At 52.5% G+C, this 19,774-nt stretch carries 18 protein-coding genes and 1 other annotated feature; of the genes, 15 read left to right on the top strand and 3 right to left on the bottom strand.

From position 1 onward, the window contains the following. Positions 1 to 245 precede the first annotated feature (245 nt). Both SACSAC_RS25430 and SACSAC_RS27440 read left to right on the top strand, forming a co-directional pair. Positions 246 to 1,106 (top strand): helix-turn-helix transcriptional regulator, encoded by an 861-nt coding sequence (locus tag SACSAC_RS25430; RefSeq protein ID WP_037291275.1) that lies wholly within the window; start codon positions 246 to 248, stop codon positions 1,104 to 1,106. A 176-nt stretch (positions 1,107 to 1,282) separates the two neighbouring features. Continuing rightward, positions 1,283 to 2,170, top strand: a complete 888-nt coding sequence (locus SACSAC_RS27440; RefSeq protein ID WP_245608703.1) for a YutD family protein — start codon at positions 1,283 to 1,285, stop codon at positions 2,168 to 2,170. 331 nt (positions 2,171 to 2,501) lie between these two features. On the opposite strand, the gene SACSAC_RS25415 is transcribed toward SACSAC_RS27440, so the two are convergent. Continuing rightward, on the bottom strand, positions 2,502 to 3,302 hold the full coding sequence (locus SACSAC_RS25415) for an NAD kinase (protein ID WP_037291271.1): 801 nt from the start codon (positions 3,300 to 3,302) through the stop codon (positions 2,502 to 2,504). Positions 3,303 to 3,884: 582 nt separating this feature from the next. On the opposite strand from SACSAC_RS25415, the gene SACSAC_RS25410 reads away from it, so the two are divergent. The 10 genes from SACSAC_RS25410 to SACSAC_RS25365 all read left to right on the top strand — a co-directional run bounded on the left by SACSAC_RS25410 (position 3,885) and on the right by SACSAC_RS25365 (position 14,686). Then, positions 3,885 to 4,262 (top strand): globin domain-containing protein, encoded by a 378-nt coding sequence (locus SACSAC_RS25410; RefSeq protein ID WP_037293768.1) that lies wholly within the window; start codon positions 3,885 to 3,887, stop codon positions 4,260 to 4,262. A gap of 124 nt (positions 4,263 to 4,386) precedes the next feature. Next, complete coding sequence (locus SACSAC_RS25405) at positions 4,387 to 5,088, top strand: DUF2225 domain-containing protein (RefSeq protein WP_037291268.1); 702 nt, start codon at positions 4,387 to 4,389, stop codon at positions 5,086 to 5,088. 619 nt (positions 5,089 to 5,707) lie between these two features. Beyond that, positions 5,708 to 6,010: a transposase gene (locus SACSAC_RS28325; RefSeq protein ID WP_037291266.1), complete on the top strand. Its 303-nt coding sequence runs from the start codon at positions 5,708 to 5,710 to the stop codon at positions 6,008 to 6,010. Next, the gene (locus tag SACSAC_RS25395) at positions 6,007 to 6,879 is read left to right on the top strand and encodes an IS3 family transposase (protein WP_211251379.1); all 873 of its coding nucleotides are present in this window, start codon (positions 6,007 to 6,009) and stop codon (positions 6,877 to 6,879) included. The genes SACSAC_RS28325 and SACSAC_RS25395 overlap by 4 nt, the downstream gene beginning before the upstream one ends. A 759-nt stretch (positions 6,880 to 7,638) precedes the next feature. Continuing rightward, positions 7,639 to 8,580 (top strand): AraC family transcriptional regulator, encoded by a 942-nt coding sequence (locus SACSAC_RS25390; protein ID WP_051507413.1) that lies wholly within the window; start codon positions 7,639 to 7,641, stop codon positions 8,578 to 8,580. 90 nt (positions 8,581 to 8,670) lie between these two features. Continuing rightward, a complete protein-coding gene (locus SACSAC_RS25385) occupies positions 8,671 to 9,627 on the top strand; it encodes an ABC transporter permease (protein WP_037291263.1) in 957 nt (318 codons plus the stop codon). A 49-nt stretch (positions 9,628 to 9,676) separates the two neighbouring features. Next, positions 9,677 to 10,570: a carbohydrate ABC transporter permease gene (locus tag SACSAC_RS25380; RefSeq protein WP_037291261.1), complete on the top strand. Its 894-nt coding sequence runs from the start codon at positions 9,677 to 9,679 to the stop codon at positions 10,568 to 10,570. A gap of 22 nt (positions 10,571 to 10,592) precedes the next feature. After that, a complete protein-coding gene (locus SACSAC_RS25375; protein WP_051507412.1) occupies positions 10,593 to 12,257 on the top strand; it encodes an extracellular solute-binding protein in 1,665 nt (554 codons plus the stop codon). A 135-nt stretch (positions 12,258 to 12,392) separates the two neighbouring features. Next, positions 12,393 to 13,370, top strand: a complete 978-nt coding sequence (locus SACSAC_RS25370; protein ID WP_037291255.1) for an N-acetylglucosamine kinase — start codon at positions 12,393 to 12,395, stop codon at positions 13,368 to 13,370. After that, positions 13,367 to 14,686: a 6-phospho-beta-glucosidase gene (locus SACSAC_RS25365; protein WP_037291252.1), complete on the top strand. Its 1,320-nt coding sequence runs from the start codon at positions 13,367 to 13,369 to the stop codon at positions 14,684 to 14,686. The genes SACSAC_RS25370 and SACSAC_RS25365 overlap by 4 nt, the downstream gene beginning before the upstream one ends. A gap of 466 nt (positions 14,687 to 15,152) precedes the next feature. On the opposite strand, the gene SACSAC_RS25360 is transcribed toward SACSAC_RS25365, so the two are convergent. Continuing rightward, positions 15,153 to 15,383 (bottom strand): hypothetical protein, encoded by a 231-nt coding sequence (locus tag SACSAC_RS25360; RefSeq protein ID WP_037291250.1) that lies wholly within the window; start codon positions 15,381 to 15,383, stop codon positions 15,153 to 15,155. A 3-nt stretch (positions 15,384 to 15,386) separates the two neighbouring features. Next, positions 15,387 to 15,572 carry a YycC family protein gene (locus SACSAC_RS25355; RefSeq protein WP_037291248.1) on the bottom strand — a complete coding sequence of 62 codons (186 nt, stop codon included), beginning with the start codon at positions 15,570 to 15,572 and terminating at the stop codon, positions 15,387 to 15,389. 159 nt (positions 15,573 to 15,731) lie between these two features. Between SACSAC_RS25355 and SACSAC_RS25350 the strand changes: the two genes are divergently transcribed. The 3 genes from SACSAC_RS25350 (at position 15,732) to trpS (ending at position 19,717) form a co-directional block, all read left to right on the top strand. Beyond that, positions 15,732 to 17,534, top strand: a complete 1,803-nt coding sequence (locus SACSAC_RS25350; RefSeq protein ID WP_037291243.1) for a M3 family oligoendopeptidase — start codon at positions 15,732 to 15,734, stop codon at positions 17,532 to 17,534. 299 nt (positions 17,535 to 17,833) lie between these two features. Next, positions 17,834 to 18,241, top strand: coding sequence for a hypothetical protein (locus SACSAC_RS25345; RefSeq protein WP_037291241.1), 408 nt, complete (start codon positions 17,834 to 17,836; stop codon positions 18,239 to 18,241). A gap of 179 nt (positions 18,242 to 18,420) precedes the next feature. Then, positions 18,421 to 18,660 (top strand) — a binding site (T-box leader). 70 nt (positions 18,661 to 18,730) lie between these two features. Next, positions 18,731 to 19,717: a tryptophan--tRNA ligase gene (gene trpS / locus SACSAC_RS25340; protein ID WP_037293765.1), complete on the top strand. Its 987-nt coding sequence runs from the start codon at positions 18,731 to 18,733 to the stop codon at positions 19,715 to 19,717. Positions 19,718 to 19,774: the final 57 nt, after the last annotated feature.

Below are 19,774 nucleotides of genomic sequence, written 5' to 3'. Positions count from 1 at the left end.
GTCCTCAACCGGAATCGTACCTGAAGCGCGTACGATTTCGGCAATGCATCGTCACTTTCTCTTGACGTGCCCCGGCACGACTGCGAAAAAGTTCCTTGTTGAGAACGAAAATTCGGAAAAATCTATGTTCATCGAGATTTGAAGACACGCCCTAGCGTCCGAAGACGATATGTTATATTTGTTCATAAGCAACTCTAACAATACGTCTAATTTAGCACAGCGGATAAAAGGAGAGAATGTTCAGGATGTCACAGTATATGGACTATACGATCAGCCGAAGTCCGATTCGCGTACTAACTCCTTCGGTCGATCCCGCTCGTCTGCGCATCAAATCGGCGACGATCATGAACGCGGGACATTTGCCGGGAAGAACGATGTTTAGAGAGCAGGCCACATTCCGTTATTGGGCGATTGTGCTGATTACGGGCGGAAGCGGACAATACCGGGTCGACGGCGGAGAAATTCAAACGGTACGCGCCGGATCATGGTTTTTCTTGTATCCCGGTGCTGTGTTCGATTACGGACCGAATGCCGGCGAGCAATGGGACGAATATTATTTTACGGCTTCCGGTACGCGGATCAAGGAGTGGCGCAGTCATTGGCTGCCTGACGAGAGGCGGGTGCATCAATGGCGGATGAATGAAATGCTGCTGCAACGGATGGAAAATATGCTCAGGCTGATCGACAGCGGCACGTCGGATAATCTGGACCGTGCGGCGCTGGGCTTGGAAAGCTTTTTATATGAATTGATTTCGGGGGAGGATCGCGCGGAAGCTGGGCGAAGAGAGAGGTTGGCGCAGGATATCATTGAGGATATTCAGACGCTGCTGCATCTTCCGCCAACGGTTGAGGAAATGGCGGCTCGACATCATATTTCGGTATCCACATTGCGGCGAATCGTGCAGGAGTATACGGGATATCCTTTTAATGAATTCGTGCATCGGTTGCGGACGGCGGAAGCGCGCAATATTTTGCTGAATACCGATATGAGCGTCAAGGAAATCGGAGAACGACTGGGGTATAAAGACATGTTTTATTTTTCCCGTGTGTTCAAGAGGATTACCGGCGTGTCTCCGAGAGACTATCGCATCCGGGTTGGGCCCTGAGCAAAGTGCGCTGTATAGGCGTTTATCTACAAGTCTTTATTGGTTTTTTTTCCATGCACCGTTATAATGAGTGTAGCTTCGCTTCATGTATTGCGCTTTGCTGAACTTTTTTTATTGCACAGAGCCAGAACCATATAGAGAATTTGAACAGCGCGTGTTTCGGCAGGGAGGGGAATTTGTTGTTTCAAATTGGCGGTAAAGTCTACGAAGTCATGATTAATCACAAAAACGGCTGGAATGCGGAAGCGTTCCGCGGCCGCTACAGCGAGATTCTGGAGCGTTACGATTATATCATCGGAGATTGGGGCTATAATCAGCTGCGGCTCAAGGGCATGTACCACGACGGGCAGTCCAAGATCGCGAAGGAATCCCAATTTTCTTTTACGACCGACTATATTACAGAGCATTGCAACTTCGGCTGCGCCTACTTCGTTCTTCGCAAGGTGAAAGACATGAAGGACGTCAAAGACCCGGAGGAAGCGGCGCAGTATCAAGACCTCGGCGAGATCAAAGAGCCGGTTCGCGAATATCGCGTAACGCATAAGAACAAGGATAAAGACAAGGATGCGGCCAAAGAAAAAGGCGATCATCCGGCAGCAAAAGACCGCAAGGAGCATCGGGGACGGGGCGGCGACCGGGATTCCAAACATCCGCGCGGCGAACGTGCGTCCGATGCAAACGATAACGACACGAAAGAAAAGTCTCAGGGCCACCCGGGCAAGAAACACTCCAATCGGGGAGAGCGTCCGAACCGCGACCATCAAAATCGCGAGCACGATAAAGGTAAGCCAAAAGGTTCCGGCAGCGAACAACATCCCCGTAACCGCAAGCGCGAAGATCGCGGCGGGGAACAACAATCAGCCGCGGAGAACCGTTCCGGCGCGGAAAAAAGCTCGAACGGGGAAGGTCGCCCGAATGCGGAAAATCGTCCGAACGGAGAAAGCCGTTCGGGACAGCGTCAGGGCGGCGGGGAGCGTTCGAATCGCGAACAATCCGCTTCCGCTCAACCGCAACGGGTTCAACCGGCAACGGCCGATCCGGCAGCGAATCAGCGTACGGAGTAATATGGAGTAGTTGAATAACGGATGATACAAATCGCCAGCTGTCGAGCCGGCAAAAGAAGCCGTTTTGGATAGACGGCAGGCATGCTCGCGCGCGCGGCTGTGCCAAAACGTCATTAAAAAAAAAGTAAAGAAGCGGCTCCCAAAAGGGGCCGCTTCTTTACTTTTCAAAAAACTCCAACATAACTGGAAGCGAGAAGACGGAGAGAAAAATTCAGTGAAATACGCCTTTGAACTTGGAAAACTTCAACTAAAAATTCCAATCGACTTTTCCAAGTGAGACAGCGAATTGAACGAATTTTTCTCGGAGTCTTCTCACTTCCCACGCACCCCCCTACCCCAAGAAAGCTTCACGCACCCGATTCCAGAACGGAAACGGACGGTAGCGGGCAAAGCTGATCTTCTGGCTCGACACGCGGCAGCGAACCGACACCAAATCATCGATCGTCAAATAACGGTGGTCCATCGTGAGAATCAGACGCTGTTCCTTGCGCGAATAAATGTCGCAATGATGATGCTTCGGGAGCACGAGAGGCGAACCCAGCGTACGGAAGACCCGATTGTTGATCGAAGCGATCTCGGCAATTTGCAGAGCTTCGAGCGTAGGGTGCATGATCGCGCCGCCGAGGCCGCGGTTGTAAGCCGTGCTGCCCGAGGGAGTGGAAACGCAGATGCCGTCGCCCCGGAACATTTCAAACACTTCGTCATTGATATCGATTTGCACGACCATCGTCGCTTCGGCGCCTTTGATGGCAAATTCGTTTAACACAGTATGGATGGAAGTCCCGGATTTACGTTCGATCTCAAGTTCCAATAGTGGATACTTGACGATCTTCGGACCCAGTCCGCCTTCGCCGGCGCCCGACATGAATTCGATGAGCTTTGGCAAATCTTCAGCTTTCCAGTCGGCGTAAAATCCGAGGTGTCCGGTATGGACGCCGACGAACGCGATCTCCGGAATCCGGTCGATAAACGAGTGGAACGCATGCAGCATGGTTCCGTCGCCGCCAATGGAAATGACGATCTCCGGCGACTCGGAATCCATCTCAAACCCTTTTTCGGCTGCGAGTTTATGAAATTGTTGGCTGAGGTCGATCGACAGTTGGTCGCCGCGGTCCAATACATAATATTTCAACGCTTAAACGCTCCTTTGCTCGGAGTTTTACCTTACGGTCGGCATATCGTACCGATGCCTGTTCCCGTTCATTTTAACATGCTGTGGGGAACAGGGCGCACAAAACTTTTTTTTGTAAATTTTATCCTTAATCTTAGAGAAAGCGGTTGCAAAATGGCTTTATTTTTTGATGATCTGTGATAGAATAAAAAAACCAAACTTTTAATGCTTATCTCGGTCTTTTGACGGATGACATGTTTTCGATATCGACATTTGTCCTTACATTTCATACGGACGGAGTGGTCACATGAGTATCGTAACGGCTATTATGGTATGTGCTTTTGTCTACGTGATCCGCATTTCTCTCGACCATCCGGGGGAAGAGGAATGGAGCGGGTATTAAAGTCTCAGGTAGTCAAAGCAACTGTGGATTCCGGGGGACGGATGCACAGTTACAATTCAAGCGTTGGGCGCGGACCTGACGCTTTTTTGTTTTTCCATTCAAACTGTGTATAAAGACGGGTCTGAAACGGCTGTTGGTTTGCTATAATACAAAGGTATACAGATTGCCACCACGAAGGAAAAGGGGAAGCGGTAATGAGCATGGATTCCGGACTGACCATCTATCAGCAGCTCGGCGAATCGGACGGACTGCGCAACATCATTGAGACTTTTTACGGGAACGTCGTGCGCGAGCCGCTCTTGGCTCCGTTGTTCCCTGAAGATATGGGACCCGTCATGGAAAAACAACAACAGTTTCTGACCCAATTTTTCGGCGGCCCGCCGCTTTTTTCCGAGCAGCACGGGCATCCGATGATGCGGGCTCGGCATATGCGTTTTCCGGTGACGAATGAACGCGCGGATGCCTGGTTGGCTTGTATGAACGCGTCACTGCAGGAAAACGGCGTGGAAGACGAGCTTCGCGAATTCGTTATTGCCAGATTGAAAGGTCCGGCTTATCATTTCGTCAATACCCCTTAACGGGAAAAGTGAAGCGTTGTCTGCATCAGCATGTCGAATCATTCTAAGTGAAAAAGGGTGCACGACACCTACTGTTTCTGCCGCCCCGTCTCATTCATGAATTTAGAAAGAAGGGCTTACGATTATGGAAATCGATCCGCTGTTTCAAATTACGACCGCTTGCGTGTGCTGCGAACTAACGTTTCAAACGAGCCGCGTGCGGCCGAGTTTCAAACAGACGATCCGGCGCGATTCGGACTTTTGCGCGCATTATAAAAATGAAAATCCGGATTTCTACGTCGTTCGCGTCTGCCCGCATTGCGGTTTTGCTTTTACTGAAAATTCCGCGGCCAAGCTAACACCCGATCAACGGAAGCTATTCGAGGAAAAAGTCGGAGCGACGGCCAAAAAGAAAAATTACGAAGGCAAGCGCACGCTGGAAGCGGCTTTGGAGACGTATAAGTTGGCATTGATCTGCGCGCAGGTTATCAAGGACAAAGAGCGGATCATCGCGAGCCTGCTGCATCATATCGCCTGGCTGTACCGCTATGCCGGCAACCAGGAGCAGGAAATTCGCTTTATCGGATTCGCGCGCGATTCGTACGTGCGCGTATACGAGACGGAAGCTGCGGGTCCGAACGATGCGCGATTGATGTTCCTGATCGGCGAGTTGTGCCGCAGGTTGGAAGAATTCAATGAGGCCGTACGCTGGTTCTCGCGCGTCATTCATGATCAGCGGATTATGGACGCGGGCATGATCCGGGCGTCGCGCGAGCAGTGGGCGACGCTGCGCGAGGATATGTTGGCGCGTAAAATGGAGCTGCCGTCGGAGATGCAGCAGTCTTAGGGGTTGGAGTTTGGCGGGGCGTTGGGTGATGGGGAGGCGCTGCGGGGCGGTGAGGCCTCCTAGCATATGCTTCCGTAGTCGCAAGAATTCTTCTTGCGTTTAGCTGTTGTCCCCCTGCTTCCTTTGATTGGAGTAGGAAGGTGGGAAGCCGGGGGACAAAGGCGATGTTCCGCTTCCGCTCCACGGTCTTCGGCTCTCACCGCCACCCCCCGCTCTGTTGGGCATCGCGAACGGGGCTTCAGAACTTAAGAGCAAGACTGCTGCCTCTCCTCCTTGTGGGGAGAAGGGCGGGAGGGCAAGGCCGGCATGATTTTGCCGGCTTTTTTGTTGTTTGTGGCGGACGGGACGGGCGCCGTCTTGTTGGGCGGCTGCGTCCGGGGGAACAATAAGGGGATAGGGATAGGGATAGGGATAGGGATAGGGAAGTCGAAGGCAATGGGGCGAGTGCAGGTGCAAGGGCTAGGGAAGTGAAAAGCAAGTACAGGTGCGGTCTTTGGGCGACTCGTTTTGAGCGGGTTTGAACTTTAACGGATCGTAGAGACGCTTTGCATCTAGAATAAAAAGTGGACACACCCTTAAGTGACCTCAGATAATAAGGACAAAGAAAGAGGTGGGGTCCGTGACCAAGCAACGTCAACACTACAACGAAGAGTTCAAGAAAAAAGCCGTCCAGTATGTGCAGGAGCAAACCAAAACGCTGCCGGAGATCGCCGAGGAGATGCAGATTCCAGCTGGCACACTCAAGAACTGGATGACGAAATATCGGTCATTCGAGAATGAGCCGGTCATCACTGCCAATGCCGAAAAGCTCCGGGAAATGGAAGCCAAGCTTAAAGCCTCCGAGCGAGAAAAGAAAGATTTGGAAGAGGAACTCGCCATCCTAAAAAAGGCGCTTCACATCTTCAGCAAAGAAAAGAACTGAGATTTGCGTTCATCGAAGCTCATCGCTCCGAGTTTCGAATCGAGAAGATGTGCACAGTCCTTCAAGTCGCTCGGAGCGGTTTTTACGCGTGGCGTTCTCGCCGACAAAGTACGCAGAAGGAACGTAAAGGTCAGGTGCAACAGCAGATCTCGCTTCTTTTTCACGACCACCACCAGCGTTACGGCAGTCCCAAAATGACGAAGCTGCTTCATCGTCGTGGCGTTCGAATTTCGAGCCGAACCGTGAGTCTCTACATGCGCGAGCTCGGACTTCGTTCGTGCGTCAGTCGCAAGTTTCGAGTCCAAACGACCGATTCTGCCCACCCTTCGCCCGTTGCGCCGAATGTGTTAAACCAGAATTTTGTGGCGACCGCGCCTAACGAAAAATGGGTGGCCGACGTGACGTCTATTCCTTGTCGACAAGGCCGGTTATATTTGGCGAGTGTCATGGATTTGTACACGCGCGAAATCGTAGGCTGGTGTTTGCGTGACCGTATGACCGAAGATCTCGTTGTGGAGGCGTTAAAAATCGCTTACCAGGCGAAGAAACCGAAGCCCGGACTTCTCCACCACTCGGACCGTGGGTCGCAATACGCCTCCAAAACCTACTGCAAGCAGCTTGAATGCTACCAGATGACCGCCAGTATGAGTCGAAAAGGAAATTGTTATGACAACGCCGTTATTGAGGCCTTTCACAGTGTGCTAAAGAAAGAATTGGTGTACGTGACTCGGTTCCAAACGCATGCCCAAGCTTACGACGAGTTATACAGGTATCTCGAATTTTTCTACAACCGCAAACGGATGCACAGTGCGCTAGGCTATCTTTCTCCTGCTCAATTTGCCGCACGCTGGCGTCAACATTCGGCTTGAACCGGTCACTTAAAAAGTTGTCTATTTTCTTGACATAGGTACACTTAGGAGGGATTTTGCCGCAGATTAAAACTCTAACGGAGCGAGGCGGCGCTTAGACAGTGTTTAGGGCCGTTTTTGAGCGGAAAAATGGCAAATCGAGCGGTTAACGAATATACGATCCGTTAAAAATCATAATGGGCCGTATTTTTGCTTTTAAAGGATATGCGATCCGTTAGCGGTTTCTAGATTGAGCTTTCAGCTTTCATTTATTTCTTTTAATTCGTTGGTCTTTTACGAGTGCTTGTTTTGCTCATCCTTCTTGTTTATTTGCTTTCTTTGCTTCCATGTGTTCTCCGACTTGCTTGTTTCGTCCTTCGAGACGCGCGCCTTTTATCTAGGCGCGCGTCTTTTTTTTCTTTTTCGAAAAGCACTGCCAATAAAATAACTCGCCTGAAAAGCCATCAACTTTCCAAAGAGTCTCTTCTTCTCTCTTCCCCCAAGTCCATAAGGACTTGCAGGAAAAGGCCTAGGGCGCAGGGGGAGTTCGTAAAGTGAAGCCTTTCGAAGAAAGGCACATCGTAAGCATAGGCTAAAGAACTCCCCCGGAGCCCGCCTCAGCCTTTTCCAGCATGTGACTTATGTTGACGCATAACCTTCGCCGCTCTAAGATAGTGCTGTACATCATCAAAAGAAGCTTTTTCAGAATAAATCAGTAAGATACAGCAAGTTTCGTTGAAAATACAGTAAAATTAGCAAATGACGAAACGGGGGATTTCAATGACAGGGCTCGGAATCGAAGATAAAGCCAAGGAAAAAGTGGTGTTCTCGCGGGAGTATCCGATTCATCTTTCGGACACGATCGGAGTGACGACGCAGTATCAGAGGCTGCATTCGCATGATGCGCTGGAGATTAACATGATTAAAGCAGGGACGGGCTATTACATCATCAATGGCGTCACCTATGATTTTCAGCCGGGGGATATCGTTTTGATCGACTCCGCTGCTTTGCATTGTGCCTATGAGCGCGAAGGCTTGGTCATGCAGGTCATCACGTTTGACGCGGCTTGGTTTATCGGCAATCAGCGCTCCGATCCGGATGTTTTAAGTGCATTCAAAGAAATGGGCGTTTATTTTACGCATATTCTCGATCGCAATAATCCTCATCTTCCCGCGCTGCGAGAGCTGCTTTTGAATATTCAAGAAGAGCATGTGGCGGCGCGCCCTTCTTATATTTCAGTCGTCTACGCGTATATGCTGCAATTTTTCGTACAGGTCAATCGCTACTTCCGTCAAGAGAACGTTCAGCAGCATACGGGGAGCGTATCCCATGCCCAACTTGAGAAAATGCGTCTGGTGATCCGGGAGATGGAGAATCGCTACGCGCATTCCTGGACATTGGAGGAGTTGGCTTCTTTGGCATATTTAAGTCCTTCGCGCTTCAGTGATATTTTCCGGCGCACGGTCGGCGTCTCGCCGCTGATGTATCTGATTCAGATTCGTTTGGAGCATGCTTACCACCTGCTGGAGACGTCGGATTTGAAGATCGTGGACATCGCCATGGAGTGCGGATTCCGCACGTTGTCGAACTTCAATCGCCTGTTCAAAAGGCACATCGGAACCGAGCCTAGACATATTCGCAGTAAGGCTAATGTCTGCGGCAGTAAGATAGTGCCGGTTTATGATCGTTTTAGCGGAGTAGAAGGACGTTCGCCTGAGTAAGATTGAGTCAGGAAAAGTAACTTGAAGGGTGACTCCTACTTACACCTTGCATGGAAAGCGTACAAAAAGCGTATCAGAAAGGAGGTTCGTATGCAGAATACTACCCACCGCGTAACGATCGAAAAGTCCAAAGTCAAGCCGTCGCTGTTCAAGCGTTTCGGTAGGCAATGGGATCTTCAACTGATGGTGCTACCGCCGCTGCTGTTCATCTTCGTTTTCAGCTACATCCCGATGTACGGGGTATTGATGGCGTTTCAGGACTACAGTTTGTTCGAAGGATTCGCAGGCAGTCCGTGGGTCGGCTTCAAGCACTTCGAGATGTTCTTCGGCGCGCCGGAGTTCTGGACGGTCATTCGCAACACGGTCGTCATCAGTTTGCTGAAGCTGCTTATCGGTTTCCCGGCTCCGATCATTCTGGCGCTGCTGCTGAACGAAGTCAGGAATCGGGTGTTCAAAAAGGTCGTGCAAACGATCAGCTACCTGCCGCACTTCCTGTCTTGGGTCATCGTGTCGGGCTTCGTGATGTCGATGCTGTCCACGGAAAACGGGAGCGTCAACATGCTGCTGCAAAACTTGAATCTGATCAAAGAACCGATCAATTTCCTTTCTCTGCCGGAATATTTCTGGACGATCCTGGTTACGACGGGCGTTTGGAAAGAAATCGGCTTCGCTTCCATCGTATACCTCGCGGCGATCGCGGGCGTCGACCCGCATATGCACGAAGCCGCGGCGATGGACGGGGCGGGCAAGCTGCGGCAGATTTTTTCCATTACGCTGCCTGCGATCCTGCCTGTCATCATCGTGTTCCTGATCCTGGCGATCGGCAACCTGCTCAGCGCCGGATTCGAAGACATTCTCTTGCTCGGCTCCAACCCGGTGCTGCGCGACGTAGGCGACGTACTCGATACATATGTGTACCGAACCGGTATTCAAAACAACCGTTACTCGTACGCGACGGCGGCCGGATTGTTCAAATCCTTGCTCGGCGTGCTGCTGCTGGTGGGCGCGAACTATGCGGCCCGCAAGTCCGGGAACAGCCTTTGGTAGATCATAAGCCCGTGCAGCCTACGCTCAACCCGAAAGGAGGCCCAAACCCATGAAACAATCCGCAGGTGACCGCACGCTGCTCTTCATCATTTACGCGCTGCTCGCGCTCATGGCTTTCTTCTCATTTTACCCGTTCTGGAACGCGGCAGTGATCTCGTTCAATAACGGAACAGACACCATGCGCGGCGGCATCACGTTTTGGCCCCGGTCGTTCACGCTGGAAAATTACGCCGTGGTGTTCGAGGACAGCAGACTGATCAACGGGTTCGTCATTTCGGTACTGCGCACGGTCATCGGCACGCTGCTGTCGATCGGCGCTACCGCGATTTTCGCCTACGGCATGAGCAAGTCCGAGCTGATCGGGCGAAAAGGCTATATGGTCTTTTGCATCATCACGATGTATTTCAGCGGCGGATTGATTCCGACGTTCCTGCTCATCCGTTCGCTCGACCTGTTCAACAGCTTCTGGGTCATGGTCATTCCGGGGCTGATCAGCGTGTGGAACATGATCATTTTCCGAACCTTTTTCAAAGGCATACCGGCGGGACTCGAAGAATCGGCTAAAATCGACGGCTGCTCGAACTGGGGGGTGTTGTTCCGGATCGTGCTTCCGCTGTCGGGTCCGGTTATCGCGACGCTGTCCCTTTTTACCGCGGTGTATCACTGGAATGATTGGTTTACGCCGAGCATCTATATCAGTAACGCCGATCTGCTCCCGATTCAGACCAAGCTTCAGCAGATCCTGAATTCCAATATCATGAGCGAGCAGATGGCCCAGATGGATTCGGCGGCTCAAGGTCGAATGGGGCGGATGAAGGCCGTCACCACCAAGTCGCTCTCGATGGCTACCATGATGGTCGCGACGATTCCCATTTTATGCGTGTATCCTTTCCTGCAAAAATATTTTGTTAAAGGCGTGCTGGTCGGTTCACTCAAGGAATAGACAAAGCGACGAAGGGGGCAAAATGATGAAAAACGGGAAAAAAGTGTTCGGATTCGGGTCGGCGCTGCTGGCGTTGACGTTGGCAATGACGGGATGCACGGGCGGAGGCGGTTCGTCAACCGTGTCCGGCGAGGCCAAAGGAGGAGAAGGAAGCACGGCGGAAGCGGCGGGCAATGCTTACGTGCTGGGCGAGCAGCCGTTGGAGTTTTCCTTCTACGGCCACTATGACTGGTACACGATGCCGAACTGGGGCGAGGACAAGGCGTCGGAGTGGATCAAAGCCAACAAAAAGGTCAACGTCGTGCCAATCAGCTCAGGCGGCAACGCCAAGCAAAAGCTGAGCACGATGATCGTGTCGGGCGAGCTGCCGGACGTGATCTGGACGGAGCGCGGAGCCGACGTGGAATCGCTGCGAAAAGCCGGGGCGCTCGTGCCGTTCGACGATTATCTGGACAAATATCCGAATTTGAAAAAGTGGGCCGGCCAGGAGACGATCGACATGCTGCGTTCCGAGGACGGCAAGCTGTATCAGTTCCCGAACTGGTACACGACGCAGCCGAACGGCAACGCGGGCTATCTGGTGAACAAAAAAATCTACAACGACCTCGGCGCGCCGTCTCTTGAGACGACCGACGAACTGTATGACTACCTGGTGCAGGTCAAAGCCAAGTACCCGGATGTCGTGCCGCTCGAAGTCGGACAATCCGCGGGCGGCGTGGATATCATGACGTCGGCTTTTGCGGAAAATCGTCCCTATCAGTACAGCTCGCTCAGCATGAAGGCCATCCCGTCGGGCGATGCGCTGACCTCCGTGTTCACGGATGAGGTCTTCCGCGAAACGCTGGTGTACGCCAACCGACTGTACCGCGAGAAGTTGATCAGCCAGGATGCGTTCACCCAGCCGCTGGAGCAGGTGGAGCAGAAGATCATTACCGGCAAAGCGGCGGTCTACGTGGCATCGAGCCCGACCGAATTCGGCGCGATCGGCAACTCCATTTTGAGCGAAGAAGATCCGGAAGCAGGCTATATCATGGTCTGGCCGGTGCATAAAGAAGGCTTGGACAAAAACAAGATTTTCCCGGGCACGTACAACCAGCTCGGCTGGAACGTCAGCGTGATCACCAAATCGGCAAAAGACCCGGAAGCGGTATTCGCGTTCCTCGATTGGCTCACCGGGCCGGAAGGTCAGCGCATCAGCATGTGGGGACCGGAAGGGTTGTATTGGGATGGCGTGGACGAAGAAGAAGCGCCGAAGTTCACGGATGCTTTTACCAGTGATACCAAAGGGCGCGACGAACTGATGAATTCCACGGTCAATCTGCAATGGGTCGGCAATACCGTGTACGTGGACAATTCCAAGATGAAGTTTGAATCGACGCTTCCGGAGGATAAAAAAAGCTGGGAAACCAAATGGCAGTCCGAAATCACGTGGAAAACGCAGTACGATACGACGGAATTCGTCAATTTGAACCCTGCCGGCGACACGAACGAAGGGATTATCGAGCAAAGTGTCGGAGAAATCTACGAGAAAGCCAAAGCGCAAGCCATTTTGAACGCGGGCAGCGAAGAGGAAGTGCTGGCGATTCTGGATCAGGCGGAAAAGGATGCCCAGCAGGTGGGTTACGCGCAGCTGCTGGAGTATAAAACGCAGAAGTGGAAAGAGAATCTTGAAAAGTTGGGACGGTAAAGCGGTAAACGAATGAGAAGCGCGACATACCGGGAATCATCGCGGGGCCGGTTGGGAGCAATCGGTTCCCGATCGGCCCTATCCGGCATTATTGCTTTGACAATTCACCGCTGCGAATCGGAGAGGAGCGAGCTTTTGGACTATTATTTGGGCGTTGACGGAGGAGGCAGCAAAACACTGGCCGTGGTCTGCGATGAGTCGGGCCGCATCGCGGGACGGGCAGTGAGCGGCTGCGGCAATCATCAGTTGGGCGTCGAGCTTGCGCAGCGCAATATTCGAGCAGCCGTAGGCGAAGCTTTGCAGCAAGCCGGGATCGGCAAAGAGCAGGTGGTTCGTTCAGTGTTCGGATTGGCGGGAGCGGATCGCGAAGCGGATTTTCGGATTTTGAGGCCGATGATCGCGGAGCTGGATATGGGCGACCATGAGATCGTTTGCGACACCGTCATCGGTCTTCGGGCCGGAACGAAGCAGGCTCACGGCGTCGTCGTGATCTGCGGATCGGGAACGAACTGTTATGGGATCAATCGGCAGGGGGAAGAACTTCAGGTGGGCGGATTCGGTTACGCGTTCGGGGATTTCGGCGGCGGTTCGGATTTGGCGGTCGAAGTGTTCCGTTCGGTCATTCGTGCTTGGGAGGGGCGGGAACGATCCACGCTGCTGTCGGAACCTGCGCTGCGGATGCTGGCGATGGCTTCGGAAGAAGAAATGTTCCATCATTATTTGGATCACGAGCGGCGTATTCCGAGAGATCTCGCGAAGTTATTGTTCGAGGTCGCCGAGCAGGACGAGACGGCGCAAAGCATTTTAGCGAAACAAGGTCGGGAACTCGGCAAAGCCGCCGGAGCTGTGATTCGCAAACTACGGATGGAAGATGATCAGTTTGATCTTGTGATGGCCGGGAGCATTTTGACGCGCGGCGACAGCCGATACATTCTGCCTCATTTGGATGCGCAGATTCGGGAGTTGGCGCCGGGGTGCGAACCGACGGTCTTGACATTGGAACCGGTCGCAGGCGCTTTGTTCATGGCGATCGGTCAGGAAGAAAGTGTGGACAAAGAGGTGTACGACCGGATTCATCATCAATTAAGCGTAAAGGCGGCGAGCGTATCATGAGCAAAAAGTTGAAAATCGCAGTCATCGGAGGCGGTTCCTCGTATACGCCCGAACTGATCGAAGGATTTATTTTAAACTATGCGACCTTCCCCGTGACGGAGATCGTGCTGGTCGATATCGAGCCGGGACTTCGCAAGCTCAACACGGTCGGCAAACTGGCCCAGCGCATGGTCGCGAAATCCGGCTTGCCGATCGAGGTCAAGCTGACGCTGGACCGACGCTCGGCCTTGGCTGATGCCGATTTCGTTTCCACGCAAATGCGAGTCGGGATGCTCGAAGCGCGTGGATGGGACGAGACTATTCCGCTCAAGTACGGCATGATCGGGCAGGAAACGACCGGGCCGGGTGGCATGATGAAAGCGCTCCGTACCATTCCGGTGCTGCTGGACGTGGCACGCGACATGGAGGAACTATGCCCCGACGCTTGGCTGCTCAACTTTACGAATCCCGCGGGCATGGTAACGGAGGCGATCAACAAGCATTCGCGCATCAAAACGATCGGTTTGTGCAACTCCCCGATCGCCGCGTACAAATGGTTGTCGAAACTGTATGATGTCCCTGCGGAACGCATCTATTGCGAATTCGCCGGACTCAACCATCTGCATTACATCAGCCGGATCGAGATCGACGGGCAATCGAAGCTGGAAGAATTGCTGGATAACCGAGACGGTTACTCCGCGAAAAACGTCCCGCAGTACGAGTGGAACGGCGCGCTGCTGCGTACGTTGAAGTCCGTCCCGTCGTATTACCTGAAATATTTTTACCTGCACCGCGAGCTTCTGGCCGAACAGCAGGAAGCCGCGGCGAAAGGCGAGACCCGGGCGGAAACGGTGCAGCGTCTGGAAGACGAACTGTTCGAGCTGTACGAAGACGTCAACCTGGCCGAAAAGCCGAAGCAGCTTGAACAGCGCGGCGGCGCTTATTATTCCGAAGCCGCCGTGAAGCTGATGAACTCCCTCTACAACGACAAAGGCGACATCCAGACGCTGAACGTCGCCAACAACGGCAACCTCGATTTCCTGCCCGACGACGCCTGCATCGAAGTGAATTGCAAAGTATTGAAGACCGGCCCCGTGCCGATTCCGGTACAGATCGTTCCGGAAGCCGCCAAAGGCTTGATCCATGCGGTAAAAACGTACGAGCAGCTCGCGATTCAGGCAGCCGTAACCGGAAGCCGGGAGCTTGCGCTGACCGCGTTGGCACATCATCCGTTGGTGCCTTCGGTAAACGACGCGGAAAAGATGCTGGACGAGATGCTGGAGCGGAACAAGGATTACTTGGCACGGTTTTTCCCGAACGAGGTAGCTTTACGCTAACAAGAAAAGAAGCCGAAACGAGCAAAAGGCTTTCCGTTTGCTGCATCGTCTTTTCGTCAACGTAACAATGCTTACACCTAACAACTTACCAACTTGCTTTAATTTACGCTTCCCGCTCTATCCCGATTTCCCAATTATTAAAGAACCAAAAAGACCTTCGAAGAGGAAACGGCTTCGAAGGTCTTTGCTTTTTTCTCTTAAACCCAAAAACACGGGTGTTAAGCCTCGTGTTTGTTCGCCCCTGAAAGTCCAACGTAGCTGGGAGGGAGAAGGTGGAGAGAGAAATTCAGTGAAAAACGCCTTTGAACCCGGAAAAATCCCACTCTATATTCAAACCATTTTCCGGGTGAGACAGCGTTTTAAAGCATTTCGAAGAAATGCACTTCGGAAGCTTATGCTGACAATTTCTCTCGGAGCCTTCTCCCTCCCCCGCTCCAGACTTTCAACCCGGGCGAAAGCAAAACAGTCACTTCACAACCGTGTCCGTCATCAAATAATCGTCATCGCAGTCCAGCACCGTCAACCGCCCGTGACAGCAAGGAAACACCGTCAGCCGTTTTTTCCCCGTTTGAATATCCGGAATCTCCGACGGCTTGATCGGCAGCAGAACATTCTCCGCGCCGCAAAACGGGCACTTCGGAACCGTTAAATCACCCATCATGCGGTCATACGGCAGTGCCTTTTCAAAAGGAATCATCGATTACTTATTCCCTTCGGTATCGTCTTCGGGCTTGGCATTTGCCGCTTCGGCCGCTTCCTTTTTCGCTAGCTCGGCCATTCGTTGCATCAGGATATTTTGCGGCATATGCATCAAATGTTCGATCGGAACATTTAATTGTTTGGAAAGTTTAATCGCCGTGTCCGGCGAGATTTGCAGAGGTCTCATTGCTTGTTCCCTCCCGTGTTAGATTTGGCTTCATGAGACGTTTTCGCTATAGTTAATACTGTACCATGAGGCACTGTCAAACACCATACAGCGCACATGAACGGACCGTGTCGGAATATATAAGATGATCGATTTTCAAGACGAAAGGTGCGAATGAACATGAGCAATCGCTTGAGACAAACATGGGATTTGGAAACTGTTTTTCCGGGAGGATCAGCTTCGGGCGAGTTTGACGATTTTCTGAAAAAACTGGCGGCGGACGTCGATGCGCTTGCTGCGCAAATCGGAAGTTTGAACCCGCCTGCGAGCGTGGAGCAGACCGACGTTTTTGACCCTATTTTCGAAAACGTTCAAAGTGTTTCGGCGCGTTTTCGGCAAGCCGGAGCGTTTGTATCCTGTTTGAGCGCGCAGGATCAGAATGATCAGAAAGCAGGCCAACTGTCGGCACGCGTAGGTTCGATCCGTGCTCGTTGGCAAAGCGTGGTCGCGACGTTCGACAGCATCCTGCAAAACACGGAAGATGAGGTTTGGGAAGCTTGGACGACACGCGAATCCGTGGCTCCGATTTCGTTCAACCTCAGCGAAAGCCGTGCCCAAGCGCGCGACAAAATGACGCCGGAGCTGGAAAGTCTGGCGCTTTCGTTGTCGGTCGACGGATACCAGGGCTGGAGCAGCTTCTATAACACGATCATTCGCCATGTGCGAGTGAAATACGAAGAAAACGGCGAGACCCAACTTCTGTCGGCGGCGCAGGCGGCGAACAAGCTGGGCTCTTCCGATCCGAAACAGCGCGAAGAGATGGGACGCAACTGGGAACAGGCCTGGACGGATGTAGAAGATTACTGCGCGGATACGCTGAACCACTTGGCCGGATTCCGGTTGTCCTTGTATGAAAAACGCGGCTGGGACGACGTGCTGCGCGAACCCTTGGAGATCAATCGCATGTCCGGCAAAACGCTGTCCGCGATGTGGCAGGCGATCACGGACAACAAAGCGATCTTCGTCGAATACCTGAACCGCAAAGCCCGCTTGCTCGGCACGGAAAAGCTGGGCTGGCACGACGTCGATGCGCCGATCGGGGAGTCGGAATCGAAGATCGATTACGACGATGCCGCCGATCTGATCGTGGAGCAATTCCGCAGCTTCAGCCCGCGCATGGCCGATTTTGCCCAGCGCGCGTTCGACAACCATTGGATCGAAGCGGAAGACCGCGCGGGCAAGCGTCCGGGCGGATTCTGCACAGCCCTTCCGCTGACCAAGCAGACGCGCATTTTCATGACCTATAGCGGCACGGCGTCCAATGTCTCCACTTTGGCGCACGAGCTGGGACACGGATATCACCAGCACGTCATGGATGAGCTTCCGACTTTTAGTCAGCGTTACGCGATGAACGTGGCCGAGACGGCTTCGACTTTTGCGGAGATGATCGTAGCCGATTCGTTGGTCAAAAAGGCGGCGACGGAGGAAGAACGCATCGTATTGCTTGAAGACAAAATTCAGCGCAGCGTCGCTTTTTTCATGAACATCCATGCGCGCTTCCTGTTCGAGACCCGCTTTTACGAGAAACGCCGTTCCGGCCTGCTGACGCCTCAAGACTTGAGCGCGCTGATGGTCGAAGCGCAGGAAGAAGCATTTTGCGGCGCGCTGGACGACTACCATCCTCATTTCTGGGCGTCCAAGCTGCATTTTTACAATACGGGCGTGCCGTTCTACAACTTCCCGTATACGTTCGGCTACCTGTTCAGTGCGGGGATCTATGCGCAAGCACAGCGTGAAGGACAGAGCTTCGCCGACAAATACGATGCGCTGCTGCTCGATACCGGCCGTATGACTGTAGAGGAACTGGCATCAAAGCATTTAGGCGTCGATCTGACAAAACCGGACTTTTGGCAGGCAGCGGTGGATATGAGCGTGGCGGACGTCCGATCTTTCTTGGATATGACCGCATCGAAAGTTGGATAATCCAAGAATAAGATACTGAAAAGTTAACGAAATTAATTTGAAAATCCTGAAGTATACTTTTGATAGTTAAAAAGCAAAACTCGAAAAAAGACGAGCAGAAGTCGAATCTGCTCGTTTTTTGTTCGTTTATGACTTAAAATTGGTGGTTATTTGCATTTAAATAGTCATATTTGCCTAATTCTTTCGGTCTGTATTGAAGGCGGGAATTCATCCATTTATAATGAGACTTAAGCGCTACATACCGGTATAAAAGGCTAAGCATTACACGTATTTAGGTGTTACTTATGAGGGGGACTAGCATGTTTGTCGTTAATGAATATTCGCTTCCCAGACAGCTTGATATCGTATTTAAGGAATTAAGCGAAGAATTGTCCGGACTTGAAGCAGGTACGTTGTTCATCCAGATCCGCAATAATGTCGTTGGTAAATTCGGCATTCGCCATACGCCGCTTGCGGGACGTGACGGTCACGTGGAAGGTCCGGAGCATGGATTGAACGAACAACAGATCCGTACCTTTCGCAATATGGCTATCGAGTCGCTCAACTACAAGAAAAACTGGACGCACGGCGAGATCAATTATGATTTTGCGATCCGCAAAGCCGCAATCGTGGTCGATGCCCAGTTCGAGTCGAACTACAACATGGCCAGCAGCATGATCCGCTATCCAAAGCCTGCTTACAAGGAAGCCCGTTCCGAGCTTTCTTAACCTGAACAGATTTGGGAAAGATGCGCACTTCCGGAAAGGGAGCCGGATGCGCATCGGCAATCCGGGCATGAACGCGAACGCCGAAGGGAATGAATGTGCGCTTCGGCAGGTTTGCGTCCATGTCCTAATAGATTGACAAGGGCTTTCCGCGACTTGTATGATGGGGAACAAATAAGTCGAACAACGCAATGATGGGGACAAGTAAACAGGAGCGGGATTTTGCAGAAAGCTGGCGGTCGATGCAAGCCAGTGAAGACCGCCTTGGCGAATGGACCCCGGAGTGCCATGCTGAACCGGACGTTTACGTTCCGAAATAGGCAGGCCGGACCTCGCTTCCCGTTATCGGAGCGGTTAAGATCGGTTGCAGCAGCTTTTCTCGACCGATGAATAAGGGTGGCACCACGGCTCACGTCCCTTGCGGACTGGGCCTTTTTGCGTTTTTCGGCTTTGATTCAAGCTTTACATGAAGAAACGGAGGCATTCAATCTTATGAAAAAGGTATTATCCGGCATTCAGCCAAGCGGTCAACTGACCATCGGCAACTACATCGGCGCCATCAAAAATTTCGTGGCGCTTCAGCATGATTATGAGTGTTTCTTTTCGGTCGTTGACCTGCATGCCGTTACGGTTCCCCAAGATCCTGCGGCACTGCGCGAGCAATCGGAATCGGTCGCGACGCTTTATGCGGCGGCAGGCATCGATCCGGAAAAGTCGAATATCTTCATGCAGTCCCATGTGCGTCAGCATGCCGAGCTGGGCTGGTTGATGACGACGCTGACCGGAATGGGCGAATTGGAACGCATGACCCAGTTCAAAGACAAATCGGACGGCAAAAGCTCGGTCGGAGCGGGCTTGTTCGTTTATCCGTCGCTGATGGCGGCCGATATTTTGCTGTATCAGGCGGATCTTGTTCCGGTCGGCGAAGACCAGAAGCAGCATTTGGAGCTGACTCGCGATCTGGCCGGACGTTTTAATGCTCGTTATGGCGATTTCTTTACCGTACCGGAGCCGTATATTCCGAAGGTCGGCGCACGCGTGATGGGTCTTGACGATGCTTCGAAAAAAATGAGCAAGAGCAATGCAAATGCAGGCAGCTACATCGCTCTGCTTGATCCGCCGGACGTCATCCGCAAGAAGCTGAACCGCGCAACGACCGATTCGGGCGGCGAAGTTCGTTACGATCCGGCCGAAAAACCGGAAGTCAGCAACCTGATGGGCATCTATGCGGAGTGTACGGGAATGACGCTGGATCAAGTTCAAGCGCATTTCGAAGGCAAAATGTACGGCGCGTTCAAAAAAGAACTGGGCGAAGCCGTCGTTTCCGTTCTCGAACCTTTGCAGCAGCGTTATCACCAAATCCGCGAATCCGGCGAAATCACGCGCATTCTGGCCAAGGGCGCAGAGCGGGCGGAGGCCGTAGCGGAAGAAACGATGAAAGGCGTTCGCGATCGGATGGGCTTTTTGCCTAAGTCGTAATGCCGGAGATAGGCTCTATATAAGATGTAGAGTTTGAAATTAGACATCACGATAAAA

The sequence above is a fragment of the Saccharibacillus sacchari DSM 19268 genome, from assembly GCF_000585395.1.
GTDB classification, from domain to species: Bacteria; Bacillota; Bacilli; order Paenibacillales; family Paenibacillaceae; genus Saccharibacillus; species Saccharibacillus sacchari.
Note: the sequence above shows the minus strand (reverse complement) of the source record. Positions and strands in the feature narration are given on the sequence as shown.